This window comes from Pseudomonas sp. J452 (assembly GCF_024666525.1).
GTDB lineage: Bacteria > Pseudomonadota > Gammaproteobacteria > Pseudomonadales > Pseudomonadaceae > Aquipseudomonas.
This window is the reverse complement of sequence record NZ_CP088294.1, coordinates 4,181,900-4,195,894: the sequence shown is the minus strand read 5'-3', so window position 1 is coordinate 4,195,894 and position 13,995 is coordinate 4,181,900. Positions and strand designations below refer to the sequence as shown.

The following is a 13,995-nucleotide window of genomic DNA, read 5'->3' as shown; positions in this document are numbered from 1 at the left end:
GTAACCGAGCCGGTGGCTGCCGAGGCCGTGCAGCCGACCGCGAGTAGCGCGCTGGATCTGTACAGGACGGCTGGTGCCCCCAAGATTTTTAATCACCCAGGTTGTACGACAAGGGCCGGAAACGGCTCTTGGCGTTTTTGCTTATGACTTCAAGGATGACGTTGCGTGAAACGATTGGTGATCTGCTGTGCCCTCATGATTTTGGCGGCGACTCAGGCGCAGGCCGATAGCCCCTTCTACAGCGGCAAGACGCTACTCCATCCACTGGTTAAGGCCAGTCCACATGCCGAGGGCAAACTGGCGTTCTTCAGCGAGAGTGGCGAGGTAGTTGGCCGCTATGAAGTCCAGTACGACTCCGGCGAGCGCCTGCTAAAAGACCTGGACAGTTTCGACAATGCCCGCATTGATGCGGTGTTCTATGCCGACCTGACGGGCAAACACGACGGCACCCTGGTGATGTTCAGTGAGCGTGGCCAAACCCGTGTGCGGGCTTATCTGTGGGACCCCACTAGCGACAGCTTGCGCTATATGCCGGCGGCGCAACGGCTGCTGGACTCCCTGACGCTGGGGCGGGGCATGCGCACGGCGCTGGAGATCAAGAATGCAATTTACGAGCTGCTGCCTTTCGACTATTCGCTGACCTACGCCTCTACCGAGATTGCCGCGTTCGACCAGCTGAATCACAGCGCGGGCGAAGTGGTAGCGGTATTCGACAAACAGGGGCGGGCGCTTGAGGCCAATGCGTCAGACCGGCATCTGATCAAGAAGACTTTTCTGCAGCGCGATGGTCGCTGGTTGACTGCGCGCTATGTTCGAGCGGACGAACAGGATTATCGCTTTGTACTGCAGCAGATCGCCTGGGAGCGAGAGCCTAAGACGCTTGAAGGGCTGCTCGATGGTGATTCGGTGAAGTTCGTGATTTCAGGCAGCCGGGGCCTGATCCATGAGCGCGGCGAGTACCGTCTAGGTAAGCGGGTAGGCCAGTGGATGCACGCCGAGACAGATGGCCGCTTCAGGTCGCGTGGTGAGTATGTGGAAGGTCGGCCGGAGGGGCTCTGGAACGTCCAAGGCGCCGAAGGGCAGTACCAGAATGGACTCAGGGAAGGGGCCTGGCACAAGTCCATGCCGGACGGTACGCGCTGGGAAGGCAGCTACAAGCTCAATCTGCTGGAGGGCCCGGCGCGTGTTTTCAACCGCGAGGGGCAGTTACAGCTTGAGGAACACTATGCAGCAGGGATGAAGGAAGGCTTGCTCAAACGCTACAACGATGCCGGCAAGCTGGTGTTGCAAGAAGAGTACAAGGCTAATCGTTTGCATGGTCGCCAGCTGACCTATGCGGACGATGGCAGCTTCATCAGGAAGGATATTTCCTATCGCGAAGGCCTCAAGCATGGCCCTTTCCGCAGCAATTACTCGGCTAGTTTGCCAGAGAACATCGGTAATTATCGTCACAACGAGCTATTCGGACGACTGCAGCAATATGTCGCTGAAGGTTTCATGTATTCAGACAGTAATTACTGTCAGCGGCTGCAGGGTACTTATGCCACGCGCTATCACTGCGGCGAGTGGACGCAGTACCGGGCAGATGGGACGGTGCGCTCCAAGGTCTTCTATGTAAATGGCGATGCTCAAGTGGGCGTCTATTACTACGAAGACGGCACGCTCAAGGAGCAGCGCAAGGAGGTTAACGGTGCACTAGAGGTGCAGACGTATCACCCCAATGGCCAGTTGAACTGCAGCAAGCAGCTTGAGCCTGCCGGGTTTGAGGACGTGGATAACAAGCGCCTTGCTTACTACAACATCACCAGCGATGAGGTGGGTGACTCGCGCTGTTATTACCCGAGCGGCCAATTGCAGTGGGAAATGCTCACCGAGAACGGGCAGCGCAGCTGTCGTAAATCCTTCGATGAGAATGGCAAACAGACCAGCCCCGGTCCCGAGGGCTGCCCGCCGCCGGAAGTGCCGAGCAGAACCATTTACTTCCAGTAATGCGCAGTCAATGAAACAGAACGGGCCCCCTGTGGGCCCGTTGTTTCTACTGGGTCAGAACGCCCCTGCCTTCTTCCAGGCTGTTGCAGGTCTATCGGCACAAACCACAGGCAGAAGCAGCAAAGTGGTGCTGATTGACTAGGCTGAGTGAGATCGCTGTGCCCTCATGCCGTTCGGCGCGCGACTCGCGGATCTGGCCACGCTGATGGAGATCATCGTGGCCCGGTGTCTAGACCCGCTTTCTTCCTGTGGAGAAGCGTCATGCGTGTTTCTCATCGCTACACCCTTCTGCTTGCCCTGGTGGCCTTGTCCGCCTGTTCGGACGAGGAAACGCCAGCCCAGGCGCAGGCCCCGGCTGCCGCTCCTGCAGTCGCCGCCCCGACGGCGGTTCCCAGCCCGGCCCCTGCGCCAGTGCCTGTTGCTGCAGCCAATGCCATCTTCAGCCCGGAGCAACTCGACCAGATGCTGGCGCCGCTGGCCCTGTATCCGGACGCGCTGCTGGCCCAGGTGTTGATGGCCGCCACCTATCCGGGCGATGTCGCCGATGCCGTGGCCTGGTCCAAGGCCAACCCGGACAGCAGCGGCGATGTGGCCGTACGTGCGGTCGCGCAGCAGCCCTGGGACCCGAGCGTGCAGTCGCTGGTGGCCTTCCCGGCGGCGTTGGCCACCCTGGGTCAGGATCCGGCCTGGGTGCAGCGGGTCGGCGATGCCTTCCTCGCCGACCCCAACGCAGTGATGGACTCGGTGCAGCGTCTGCGGCGGCAGGCACAAGCGGCCGGCAACCTGGAGTCCAACGAGCAGCAGCGCGTGACCACGCAACCCGCTGCCCCTGCCCCTGCGCCGGCTCCGGCCTCGGCCGAGTCGACCGTGATAGTGCAGCAGGAGGCCGTCCCGCCGACCATCATCATCGAGCCGGCCCAGCCGCAAGTCGTTTATGTGCCCAGCTACAACAGCAACGAGGTCTATGGCACCTGGGCCTACCCGTCTTCGCCGCCGGCGTATTACCCGCCACCACCGGGCTACTACTTCGGCAGTGCGCTGGCTACGGGCCTGGCCTTCGGCGCGGGGGTGGCGATCATCGATTCGCTGTGGGGTGACTGCGATTGGGACAACGACGACATCGATATCGACGTCGATCGCTACAACAACATCAACTCCAACCGGCAGATCAATGCCAACCAGAACAACTGGCAGCACAACTCGATCAACCGAGATGGCGTGCCCTACCGCGACAACGCCAATCGCGAGCAATACAACCGGCGCCTGGAGGGGAGTGCGCAGCGCGATGCGTTCCGTGGTCGCGATACGGCGCAAGCCGCTGACCGTGAACGGGCGCGCCAGTCCCTGCAGGAGCGTGGCATTGAAGCGCCGGCCAGCAGCAACCGCGAGGCCCGCGACCGCGCCCAGGCGGCGACCCGCGAGCTTGACCGCGATCCGCAGGCCCGCGAACGGCTCCAGGGTTCGAGCCGTGATGTCAGTCGTGATCAGGCCCGCGAGCGCGCCCAGGCAGCGAACCGTGATGCCCAGGCGCGCCAGCAGCGTGCAGCGAGCAATCCGCAGGCCCGCCAGCAGGTGCGCCAGCAGCACGCCAGCACCCCGCGCGCACGCGACAACGCCTTCAGCGGTGCTCGCAGCCCCTCGCAGTCGCGCGCCCAAGCCAGTCGCGGACAAACCAGCCGGGCCGCCGCCAGTCGGCCGCAGACGGCACGCAGCAGCGGGCAGACCGTGCAACGTGCCGCCAGGGCACCGTCCCGCAGCAGCGGCGGCGGCCGTCGGCGCTGACAGGAGAATCACCATGATTGCTGGATTCCGTTTGTTCTCGATCCTCTTGCTGGCCGTTCTGGCCCCGGTCACGCAGGCGCAACAGGCCTATCCCAGTGCGGATGCCGCCGCCGAGGCACTGGTGGTCGCACTGGGCAGCGAAAAAGCTGATGCCGAGCGCCTGGCGGCCCTGCTGGGGGCTGATTGGCAAAGCTATATCCCAACCGATGATGTCGAGCGCGAAGACGTCGAGGCCTTTCTCGCCCTCTACCGCGAGAAACATGCGATCGAACCCGTTGCGCCAGGGCGGGCTTCCCTGGTGGTCGGTAATACGCCCTGGACCTTCCCCTTGCCGTTGCTCGAGAACAAGGCCGGTTGGACCTTCGATACCAAGGCTGGCGGCGAAGAGGTCCGCGTGCGTCGTATCGGCCGCAACGAATTGGCCACCGTGCAGGCGGCGCTGGCCTACCACGATGCGCAGATGGATTACGCCGAGGTCGATCGCGATGGCGACGGGGTGCTCGAATACGCACAGCAGTTCATCAGCAGCGATGGCCTGTACGACGGGCTGTACTGGGCCGAGGAACCGGGTATCGAGGAAAGCCCGCTCGGCCCGCTGTTCGGCGATGAACTGCCCGATGGCGAGTGGCATGGCTATCACTACCGCATCCTCGACGCCCAGGGGCCTTCGGCGCCGGGCGGTGCCTACGGCTACCAGCTTGGCGACAACATGAGCCGCGGCTTCGCCTTGATCGCCTGGCCGGCCCGCTATGCCGACAGCGGCGTGATGAGCTTCATGATTAGTCACGATGGCCAGGTGTTCGAGAAAGACCTGGGCCCGGACAGCGCCAAGCTGGCGAGTGCCCTGCGCCTGTTCGATCCGGACAGCAGTTGGCATGAGGTGGCGGCGGAGGCCGAGAACGAGGTGTTGGCGACGCCTTGAGAGAAGCTGCCGGTGCAGTAAAAACACCGACCCTAGCAAAAACGCCGCTGTCCCTTGCGGGGCAGCGGCGTTCTGCTGTTACGGGTTGATCCGGGCGGGGGTAATTTGCCCAGGCCGGCGCGCTTCTACTTGGTCAGGAAGCGCATGCCTTCTTCCAGACCGCGCAGCGTCAGCGGGTGCATCTGGTCGTTGATCAGCTCGCGGACGATGTTGGTGGAAGCGGTGTAGTTCCACGCATCTTTGGGGTAGGGGTTGATCCAGATGAGCTTCTTGTACTTGTCCATGAAGCGCTTGATCCACACGTAGCCGGCTTCCTCGTTCCAGTGCTCGACGCTGCCGCCGGGCTGGGTGATTTCGTAGGGCGCCATGGCCGCATCGCCGACGAAGATCACCTTGTAGTCCGCACCGTACTTGTGCAGCAGATCGAGGGTGGAGAAACGCTCGGAGGTGCGGCGCAGGTTGTTCTTCCACACCGACTCGTACACGCAGTTGTGGAAGTAGAAGTACTCGAGGTGCTTGAACTCGGTCTTGCACGCCGAGAACAGCTCCTCGCAGACCTTGACGTGGGCATCCATCGAACCGCCGATGTCGAACAGCAACAGCAGCTTCACCGTGTTGCGCCGCTCCGGACGCATCTGGATATTCAGCAGGCCGCCGTCTTTCGCCGTGTGGTCGATGGTGCCGCCGAGGTCGAACTCTTCCGCCGCGCCCTCGCGGGCGAACTTGCGCAGGCGGCGCAGGGCCACCTTGATGTTGCGCGTACCCAGTTCGACCTGGTCGTCGAGGTTCTTGTACTCGCGCTGGTCCCACACCTTGGCGGCCTTGCCCTGGCGCTTGCCGGCGTCGCCGACACGAATGCCTTCCGGGTTGTAGCCGCCGGAGCCGAACGGGCTGGTGCCGCCGGTGCCGATCCACTTGTTGCCGCCTTCGTGACGTTCCTTCTGCTCCTCGAGGCGTTTCTTGAACTCCTCGATCAGCTTGTCCAGGCCGCCGAGAGTCTGGATCTGCGCCTTCTCCTCGTCGGTCAGGTGCTTCTCGAATTCCTTGCGCAACCATTCATCGGGGATCAGTGCCTCGATGTGCTGGTTGAGGTTCTCCAGGCCCTTGAAGTAGGCGCCGAAGGCCCGGTCGAACTTGTCGAAATGCCGTTCGTCCTTGACCAGGATGGTGCGCGACAGGAAGTAGAACTCGTCCATGTCGGCGAACACCACGTTGTGTTTCAACGCGTTGATCAGGTCGAGCAGCTCGCGTACCGAGACCGGCACCTTGGCTGCGCGCATTTCATTGAACAGGTTGAGCAGCATGGCTGCGGACCTCTAGGCATGTACGGACAATTCCCTCTCCCTTGAGGGAGAGGGCTAGGGAGAGGGTGAACGGGCAACTCGGCGTCGCCTACGTTCCCTCTCCCCCGGCCCCTCTCCCATGAATGGGAGAGGGGAGGCAATCAGCGCGAAGCGCGGCGGCTCATGAACGCCAGGCGCTCGAGCAGCTGCACATCCTGCTCGTTCTTCACCAGGGCGCCGGCCAGCGGCGGGATGGCCTTGGTCGGATCGCGTTCGCGCAGCACCGCTTCGCCGATATTGTCGGCCATCAGCAGCTTGAGCCAGTCGACCAGCTCGCTGGTGGACGGCTTCTTCTTCAGGCCCGGCACCTTGCGCACGTCGAAGAATACGTCGAGCGCCTCGGCCACCAGCTCACCGCTGATCTTCGGGTAGTGCACGTCGACGATCTTCTGCAGGGTGTTGCGATCGGGGAAGGCGATGTAGTGGAAGAAGCAGCGGCGCAGGAAGGCGTCCGGCAGTTCCTTCTCGTTGTTCGAGGTGATGATGATGATCGGGCGCTGCTTGGCCTTGATCGTCTCGTTGGTCTCGTAAACGTAGAACTCCATCTTGTCGAGTTCTTGCAGCAGGTCGTTGGGGAACTCGATGTCGGCCTTGTCGATCTCGTCGATCAGCAGGATCACCCGCTCCTCGGCCTCGAAGGCCTCCCACAGCTTGCCCTTCTTGATGTAGTTGCGCACATCGTGAACCTTGTCCGAGTCCAGCTGCGAGTCGCGCAGGCGGCTGACCGCGTCGTACTCGTACAGGCCCTGGTGGGCCTTGGTGGTGGACTTGATGTGCCAGGTGATCAGCTTGGCGCCGAAGGACTCGGCCAGCTGCTCGGCCAGCATGGTCTTGCCGGTGCCCGGCTCGCCCTTGACCAGCAGCGGACGCTGCAGGGTGATGGCGGCGTTGACCGCCAGCTTGAGGTCGTCGGTGGCGACGTAGGACTGAGTGCCTTCGAACTTCATCGTGTAATCCTCGAACGGTAACGCCCCGGAACTGCTTGTCCGGCGCTGTAGAAACGCAAAAACCGACTATACCGCGCTGCCTGGCAGGCTGTGAACGCAGACGCGCCATTCAGTCACTGAATGGCGGGTCACCCGATCTGCGGCCACGTTTGCATGGCTGGACGTGCTCAAGCTGGCGGCATAGGCTTGAGAGTCCTGCCTCAGCCTGCACAAGGATCCTGCCATGAGCCGCATCTACGCCGACAACGCCCAGTCCATCGGCAACACGCCGCTGATCCAGATCAATCGCCTCGGCCCCAAGGGCGTGACCATTCTGGCGAAAATCGAGGGGCGAAACCCGGGCTATTCGGTCAAATGCCGGATCGGCGCCAGCATGATCTGGGACGCCGAGGCGCGCGGCGTGCTCAAGCCGGGGATGACCATCGTCGAGCCGACCTCCGGCAACACCGGCATTGGCCTGGCCTTCGTCGCCGCCGCACGCGGCTACAAGCTGCTGCTGACCATGCCTGCTTCCATGAGCCTGGAACGGCGCAAGGTGCTCAAGGCCCTGGGCGCCGAGCTGGTGCTGACCGAGCCGGCCAAGGGCATGAAGGGCGCCATCGAGAAGGCCAACGAGATCGCCAGCTCCGACCCGAACAAGTACTTCCAGCCTGGGCAGTTCGACAACCCGGCCAACCCGGCGATTCACGAGAAGACCACCGGTCCGGAAATCTGGAACGACACCGATGGCGCCATCGACGTGCTGGTGGCCGGCGTCGGCACCGGCGGCACCATCACCGGTGTATCGCGCTACATCAAGCACAGCCGGCACAAACCGATCCTCACAGTGGCGGTTGAGCCGATCGCTTCGCCGGTGATTACTCAGGCCATGGCTGGTGAGGAGATCAAGCCCAGTCCGCACAAGATCCAGGGCATCGGCGCCGGTTTCGTGCCGAACAACCTCGACCTGTCGATTGTCGATCGGGTCGAGCGGGTCACGGACGAGGAGTCCAAGGCCATGGCCCTGCGCCTGATGCAGGAGGAGGGCATCCTCTGCGGCATTTCCTGCGGCGCGGCAATGGCGGCGGCGGTGCGCCTGGCCGAGCGCGCGGAGATGCAGGGCAAGACCATCGTGGTGATCCTGCCGGACTCCGGCGAGCGCTACCTGTCGAGCATGCTGTTCAGTGATCTATTCACCGAGCAGGAATTGCAGCAATAGAAGGGTTTTAGCCGTAGCCCGGACTTCAGTCCGGGGAGATGCCCCCGGACTGAAGTCCGGGCTACGGATGTACGAAAGCCGCCTTCTGGCGGCTTTTTTGTACCTCTCTCCTTGCTGGGAGAGGGCTCCAGGTAACACCGAAACTGCCCGCAAGCCCCTCACCCTAACCCTCTCCTGGCGTGAGAGGGAATCAGGCCTTGGCGGGTGCCGCGCGGGGTGCGCTTGGCCGCACCACCAGCCACAGCGCCACGCCGATCAGCAGGCAACCGGGCAGGTAGGCCCAGCTTAGCGGCTCGTCCAGCAACAGGGCGCCCCACAGCACACCAAAGGGTGGGATCAGGAAGGTGGTGGTGCTGGCCTTGATCGGGCCGATATCGCTGAGCAGGCGGAAGTACAGAACGTAGGCAAAGGCAGTGCAGACCAGACCCAGCGCCGCCAGCGACAGCCACACCTCGATACCGCCCCAGCTGGCCGGTGGCTGCAGCACCAGGCTGCCGGCGAACAGCGGCAGGAGGAACAGGCTGGCACCGCACAGGCTGGCGAAGGCGGTCAGGCGATTGTCCAGGCCGCCCTGCTGGCCGATCCATTTGCGTGTGAGAAAGCCGGCGAAGCCATAGCAGGTGGTCGCCACCAGGCAGGCGCCGGCGCCGAGCAGCAGCTCCAGGTCGAAGGCTACCGGGCCGGTACGGGTCAGCACCGCCACGCCGAACAGGCCGAGGGCCACGCCAGCCGCCTTGCTCGGGGTCATGGCTTCGCTGAAGAACAGCGCGCCGATCAGCACGCCCATCAGCGGCGTGGTGGCATTGAAGATCGCCGAGTAACCGGCCGGCAGGATCTGCGCGGCCAGGCAGTACATGGCCGAGGGCAAGCCGGCGTTGATCACCCCAAGCACCAGACAGGTCTTGAACTTGCCGCTAAATGCCCAGGCTGGACGTGCCAGCAGCAGGAACACCAGCAGGCCAATGGCGCCGAGAGAGGCGCGGAAGAAGGCGGTGGGCATGCTGCCGAGTACCGGCACGGCTACGCGCATAAACAGAAAGCTGGCGCCCCAGATGGCGGCGAGCAGCATGAGGCGGAACAGGTCGGCGGGTTTCATCGGGCGGCACGCTTGGGCAGAGCCGCTCAGGGTACGCCAGCCACCGTCTGGTGCAATGCGCAGCTGACTTTCAAATTAGCCATACAGTTGCTACTGCGTAGGGCGGGTGCAACCCGCGATGCCCGGTTGCGCGGGTGGCACCCGCCCTACAGCCTGCTAGAACGCCTTGCTGACGCTGGCCACCGCCCCGGCGGAGCAGAGGTCGTCGTAGCCGCTGAAGCTGGCGCACTGGGCATCCGAAAGATCGGTGTCGACATAGCTCAGGCCCCAGGTGGCGCCGAACAGGTCTCGGGTCAGCTTGATCTCCCAGTTGTTGTAGTCCTGCTCGGCCTTGCTGTAGTCGGCGTTGAAGAACACATCGTCTTTCTGGTCGACATTCTCGTAGCGCAGCTCCAAGCCGATCTCCAGCGGTAGCAGGGTGCGGTAGCCGACATAGGTGTTGAAGTAACTCTCCTCGGTGTCGAAGGAGTGCTTGCCACCGATGAAGAAGCCGTAGGCGTCCAGGGTCAGGTAGAGATCGGCGCCGTTGAACTGGCTTTCACCCGGGTAGGTGTACTTGTTGTAGTAACCGTCCAGGCTGATGGCGTCGCTGATCTGCCAGTAGTAACCGGCGTAATAGTCGATTTCCTGGCGGGTGCCGTAGTCATCGTCGTTCTCCCAGTCGTAGCCGTACTCGACATTGCTGGTCCACACCCCGGCATACAGGCCGCTGGCATGGCTGAGCATGATGTCGAGCTGGGCGGCCGGGTCGCCGAGGGTCTGCGAGATACCGCTGGAACGGTAGTCGCTGAAAACGGCCGGAGTGACGATCAGCGACAGCTGCTCGTTCAGTTCGATGGCGCCGGCCTGCAGGCTGCAGGTCAGGGCGGCGATGGCCAGAGTGAGGGTTTTGCGTGCGTGCATGGAGGAGCCCTGTTGTGGTTGTTGTTCGGCAGCTGATGCAAGACCGCAGCCTGCCGCTGCGCTCAGGCGCAGGGCAGGGCGGTAGGGTTGTTGTTATTGAGCTTTGGCGACTTCGGCACTGGCGGGTGCCTGGTACACCGACTTGCCGGCGAACCAGGTCTGCACTACCTGGGTGTCAAACAGCTCGGCGTCGCTGACCTTGAACACGTCGCGGTCGAGGACGATCAGGTCGGCCTGCTTGCCGGGGGCCAGCGAGCCGATCTGCTGCTCCAGGCGCAGGGCCTTGGCGGCGTTGATGGTGTAGGCCAGGAACATGGTTTCGCGGTCGATACTCTCGGCGCTGTTGAGCACGCCGAGCGGGCCCTTGCGGGTGCTGGCCTGGGCGATGGCGTTCCACGGGTTGGGGCTGGACACCGGCCAGTCGCTGGCGCCGGCGATGGTGGCGCCGGCCTTGTGCAGCGAACGGGCTGGGTACTGGTAGCGGTAGGTGAAGGCGCTCACATACGGCTTGACCAGCTCCTCGGTGTAGCTTTCCGCGGTGGCCCACAGCAGCTGCATGGAGGCGATCACGCCGAGCTCCTTGAAGCGCGGGAACTCCTTGGGGTTGACCAGTTGCAGGTGGCTGATGCTGTGCGGCACCGGCGCGGGCTTGAGCGAGCGGGCGTACTGCACGGCATTTAGCGACTCGCGCACGGCGCGGTCGCCGACCGCATGGATATGGGTGATCCAGCCGCGCTGCTCGGTGGCGGCGATCAGCTTGCCGAAGCCATGTGGGTCGATCAGTAGCTGACCCTGCTGGTGGCTGTTGTTGTACGGGTCGATTACCGCGGCGGTCTGCCCTGGAAATTCGAGCACGCCATCGGCGAAAACCTTGATTCCAGGGAAGGTCAGGTTCGGCACGCCAGCGAACTGCTGCATGACGTCGGCCTGCACCTTGAGGTCGTCCGGCTTGCTCTGCGGATGGGCGAGCAGCAGGGCGGCGACGTGCACGTTCAGCTCACCTTTCTCGGCCAGCTGGCGGTACAGCGGCAGCACGCCGAGGTCCTGGGCGGTAGGGCGCATTTCGAACAGCGACTGCTCGCCGCCGCCATTGGCCGCGGCATCCATCCAGGCGGTCACGCCCACCTGCAGGTTGACCCGCACGGCTTCGCGCGCGGCTTTCAGCATGAGTTCCGCCGAGGGCTTGGGCAGCTGGCCGCGCACCCGGTCCCAGCCGGTTTCGCTGAGGAAGCCGGTGGGGGTCAGGTCGCTTTCATGCTCGATGTAGCTGGCTTCTTTGGCGTCCAGGCCCTTGACCAGCTTGGCGTCGATGCCGACCCGCTGCAGCATGGCCTGGTTGGCCCAGCCGGTATGCCCGTCGATGCCACTCAGCACCAGCGGCTGGTTGGCCCAGCGGCCCTGGTTGAAGCGTTTGGCCATTTCACGGCTGTGCTGCCAGTAGGCCGAGCTGACCCCGGAGATCACCACGATGTCTTCCAGGCGTGCCGTGCCGGCCTGGTCCTGCTCGATGATCCACTGCTCCAGCTCGGCCAGCGGTTTGACCTCGTCGTAGAGGTTGGCGCGCAGGCTGTCCAGGGCGCCCATCACCGGGTGGCTGTGGGTGTCGATCATGCCGGGCATCAGTACCTTGCCGGCCAGGTCGACGCGCTGGGTATCGGCATCGGCCAGGGCCAGGATGGCGCTGTCGGAGCCGACCTGGAGGATCTTGCCGTCTTCCACGGCAATCGCCTGGGCGCGTGGCTGGCCGGCTTCGGCGGTGAATACCTTGGCGTTGAACAGCACCAGGTCGGCGGCCGCCATGGCTTCCAGTGAGGAAAAAGCCACAGCGCTGGCCAGCAAGCTCGGAACGAACCTTTTCACGATAACCCCCTTGTTTTTATTGAGTTGCAGCGGAGACTAGCGATTGCTGCCAGGGGCCAGAACGGCTCTATCGTGCAAAACCCTTTTGCCAGATTGGAAAGAGTCTGATGGACAAGCTCGGTGCTCTGAACATGTTTGTCGCCACGGCCGAGCACGGCAGTTTCAGCCGCGCGGCCGAGCAGCTGGGCAAGACGCCCTCGGCGCTGACCAAAGCGGTCAGCCACCTGGAGGCCGAGCTCGGCGCGCGCCTGTTCGAGCGCAGCACCCGGCGTACGGTGCTGACCGAGGCGGGCAAGCTCTACCTGGAAACCGCGCGCCAGGTGCTGCAGCGTCTGCATGAGGTGGGCGAGGAAATCGGCCAGCTGCAGCACGGCCTGCACGGCAACCTGCGCATCACCGCGCCGCTAGCCTTTGGCCGGGCTTTTCTCGATCAGGTGTGTGCCGGCTTTCTCGCCCAGTACCCGCAAATCAGGCTGCAGGTGGATCTGTGCGATGCCTTCGTCGATCTGGTGGAAAGCGGCTACGACCTGGCCCTGCGCGAGGGCCGCAGCGACCTGCCGGGGCTGATCGCCCGAGTGGTCGGGCAGAACCGTATCGCTATTTGCGCCAGCCCGGCGTACCTGGCGCGTCAGCCGCAACCGCTGACGCCGGACAGTATCGAGGAACATGACTGGTTGATGTACCAGCACCCGGCGCTGGGGCGTGGTGTCTGGTGGGTGGAGCGCGATGGCCAGCGCATCGGTATGCCGCAGCCGCGCCAGGCACGCCTGGAAAGCGACAACTACGACCTGCTGCTGGCCGCTGCCCTGGCCGGTTGTGGTGTGCTGCACACGCCGCTGTGGAGCGCTGCGCCTTACCTGGCCGATGGCCGTCTGGTGCGGTTGATGGAAGACTATGAAATCGACCCGGATGCCTTCGGTCCGCAGATTCTCGCGGTCTACCCGAGCCACCGCCGGGCTACCGGCAAGGTGGTGGCCTTTATCGATTACCTGCAGGCGTTTCTCGGCTCGCGCGGCATCGCCTGAGGCGCTCTGGGCGATTGGGTCAATGCCGCCGAGCGCTGGGGTCATTGAGGCGGCCGGGCTGGCCACCTAACCTTTGGCAGATACCGCATTCGCCAGAGGAGTTTGCCGATGTTTGCCATTGATGCCTGGGCCCAGCCGGCCAACGGCCTGTTGCGCCAGCGCATGCCGGAAGTGGCGCGGCTGTTCGAGAAGTCCGGCTCCGGGCATTTGCTCGACCAGGCGCTGAGCCCCGCAGAAACGGTGGCACAGATGGACGAGGCGGGCGTCGACAAATTGCTGCTGGCCGCCTGGTGCCGCCCCGAAGGCTGGGTGTTCAGCAACGACGAGATTGCCGAGTTCACCCGCGCCTTTCCCGAGCGTTTCGTCGGCGTGGCCACGGTGGATCTGCGCAAGCCCGTGGCCGCCGTGCGCGAGCTGGAGCGGGCGGTGCTGGAGTTGGGCTGCAAGGCCCTGCGCATCGTGCCCTGGTTGTGGCAACTGCCACCCAACCATCGTCTGTACTATCCGCTCTATGTGAAGTGCATCGAGCTGGATATCCCGTTCTGCACCCAGGTTGGCCATACCGGCCCGCTGATGCCTTCGGAAACCGGGCGCCCGGTGCCTTACCTGGATGAAGTGGCGCTGGATTTCCCCGAGCTGCGCATCGTCGCCGGGCATATCGGCCATCCCTGGACCGACGAGATGATCGGCGTGGCCTGGAAGCACGACAACGTCTATATCGATACCTCGGCCTACCTGCCGCGCTACTACCCGGCGCAGCTGCTGCAGTTCATGCAGAGCTACGGGGCGGACAAGGTGCTGTTCGGCAGCAACTTCCCGCAATTGTCGCTGAGCCGCTGCATGGCCCAGGTCAAGGAGCTGGGGCTGAGCCCGGAGGTCGAGGCCAAGTTCCTTAGCGGTAACGCCCGACGCGTCTTCAAGCTGTAAAGA

Annotated in this window: 11 protein-coding genes; 6 read left to right on the top strand and 5 right to left on the bottom strand. The window is 63.7% G+C overall.

The features are described 5' to 3' along the window. The first annotated feature begins 165 nt into the window (after positions 1-165). From LRS11_RS19000 to LRS11_RS18990, 3 genes are all read left to right on the top strand, one after another. Positions 166-1,989: a toxin-antitoxin system YwqK family antitoxin gene (locus LRS11_RS19000; RefSeq protein ID WP_260494409.1), complete on the top strand. Its 1,824-nt coding sequence runs from the start codon at positions 166-168 to the stop codon at positions 1,987-1,989. Positions 1,990-2,250: 261 nt separating this feature from the next. Continuing rightward, a complete protein-coding gene (locus LRS11_RS18995; RefSeq protein WP_260494408.1) occupies positions 2,251-3,771 on the top strand; it encodes a DUF3300 domain-containing protein in 1,521 nt (506 codons plus the stop codon). Positions 3,772-3,784: 13 nt separating this feature from the next. Beyond that, positions 3,785-4,693: a DUF2950 domain-containing protein gene (locus LRS11_RS18990; protein WP_260494407.1), complete on the top strand. Its 909-nt coding sequence runs from the start codon at positions 3,785-3,787 to the stop codon at positions 4,691-4,693. A 125-nt stretch (positions 4,694-4,818) separates the two neighbouring features. Here the strand turns inward: LRS11_RS18990 and LRS11_RS18985 are convergent, their stop codons facing one another. Beyond that, entirely contained in the window at positions 4,819-5,997 is a 1,179-nt protein-coding gene (locus tag LRS11_RS18985) for a vWA domain-containing protein (protein WP_260494406.1), read from the bottom strand. Positions 5,998-6,137: 140 nt separating this feature from the next. Beyond that, positions 6,138-6,983: a MoxR family ATPase gene (locus tag LRS11_RS18980; protein WP_260494405.1), complete on the bottom strand. Its 846-nt coding sequence runs from the start codon at positions 6,981-6,983 to the stop codon at positions 6,138-6,140. Between the two features lie 223 nt (positions 6,984-7,206). Between LRS11_RS18980 and cysK the strand changes: the two genes are divergently transcribed. Beyond that, positions 7,207-8,181, top strand: a complete 975-nt coding sequence (cysK, locus tag LRS11_RS18975) for a cysteine synthase A (RefSeq protein WP_260494404.1) — start codon at positions 7,207-7,209, stop codon at positions 8,179-8,181. A gap of 190 nt (positions 8,182-8,371) precedes the next feature. On the opposite strand, the gene LRS11_RS18970 is transcribed toward cysK, so the two are convergent. The 3 genes from LRS11_RS18970 to LRS11_RS18960 form a co-directional block, all read right to left on the bottom strand. Next, positions 8,372-9,277, bottom strand: coding sequence for a DMT family transporter (locus LRS11_RS18970; RefSeq protein WP_260494403.1), 906 nt, complete (start codon positions 9,275-9,277; stop codon positions 8,372-8,374). 156 nt (positions 9,278-9,433) lie between these two features. Further along, on the bottom strand, positions 9,434-10,180 hold the full coding sequence (locus LRS11_RS18965; protein WP_260494402.1) for a TorF family putative porin: 747 nt from the start codon (positions 10,178-10,180) through the stop codon (positions 9,434-9,436). Positions 10,181-10,273: 93 nt separating this feature from the next. Next, complete coding sequence (locus LRS11_RS18960; RefSeq protein ID WP_260494401.1) at positions 10,274-12,040, bottom strand: amidohydrolase; 1,767 nt, start codon at positions 12,038-12,040, stop codon at positions 10,274-10,276. 107 nt (positions 12,041-12,147) lie between these two features. On the opposite strand from LRS11_RS18960, the gene LRS11_RS18955 reads away from it, so the two are divergent. Both LRS11_RS18955 and LRS11_RS18950 read left to right on the top strand, forming a co-directional pair. Next, a complete protein-coding gene (locus LRS11_RS18955) occupies positions 12,148-13,065 on the top strand; it encodes a LysR family transcriptional regulator (RefSeq protein ID WP_260494400.1) in 918 nt (305 codons plus the stop codon). 108 nt (positions 13,066-13,173) lie between these two features. Continuing rightward, positions 13,174-13,992 (top strand): amidohydrolase family protein, encoded by an 819-nt coding sequence (locus LRS11_RS18950; RefSeq protein ID WP_260494399.1) that lies wholly within the window; start codon positions 13,174-13,176, stop codon positions 13,990-13,992. The last annotated feature ends 3 nt before the right edge of the window (positions 13,993-13,995 follow it).

Coding starts and splice junctions, on each gene's coding strand:
- LRS11_RS18990 (WP_260494407.1), top strand. CDS start 3,785: ATGATTGCTGGATTCCGTTTGTTCTCGATCCTCTTGCTGGCCGTTCTG.
- LRS11_RS18950 (WP_260494399.1), top strand. CDS start 13,174: ATGTTTGCCATTGATGCCTGGGCCCAGCCGGCCAACGGCCTGTTGCGC.
- cysK (WP_260494404.1), top strand. CDS start 7,207: ATGAGCCGCATCTACGCCGACAACGCCCAGTCCATCGGCAACACGCCG.
- LRS11_RS18980 (WP_260494405.1), bottom strand. CDS start 6,983: ATGAAGTTCGAAGGCACTCAGTCCTACGTCGCCACCGACGACCTCAAG.
- LRS11_RS18955 (WP_260494400.1), top strand. CDS start 12,148: ATGGACAAGCTCGGTGCTCTGAACATGTTTGTCGCCACGGCCGAGCAC.
- LRS11_RS18970 (WP_260494403.1), bottom strand. CDS start 9,277: ATGAAACCCGCCGACCTGTTCCGCCTCATGCTGCTCGCCGCCATCTGG.
- LRS11_RS18995 (WP_260494408.1), top strand. CDS start 2,251: ATGCGTGTTTCTCATCGCTACACCCTTCTGCTTGCCCTGGTGGCCTTG.
- LRS11_RS18965 (WP_260494402.1), bottom strand. CDS start 10,180: ATGCACGCACGCAAAACCCTCACTCTGGCCATCGCCGCCCTGACCTGC.
- LRS11_RS18985 (WP_260494406.1), bottom strand. CDS start 5,997: ATGCTGCTCAACCTGTTCAATGAAATGCGCGCAGCCAAGGTGCCGGTC.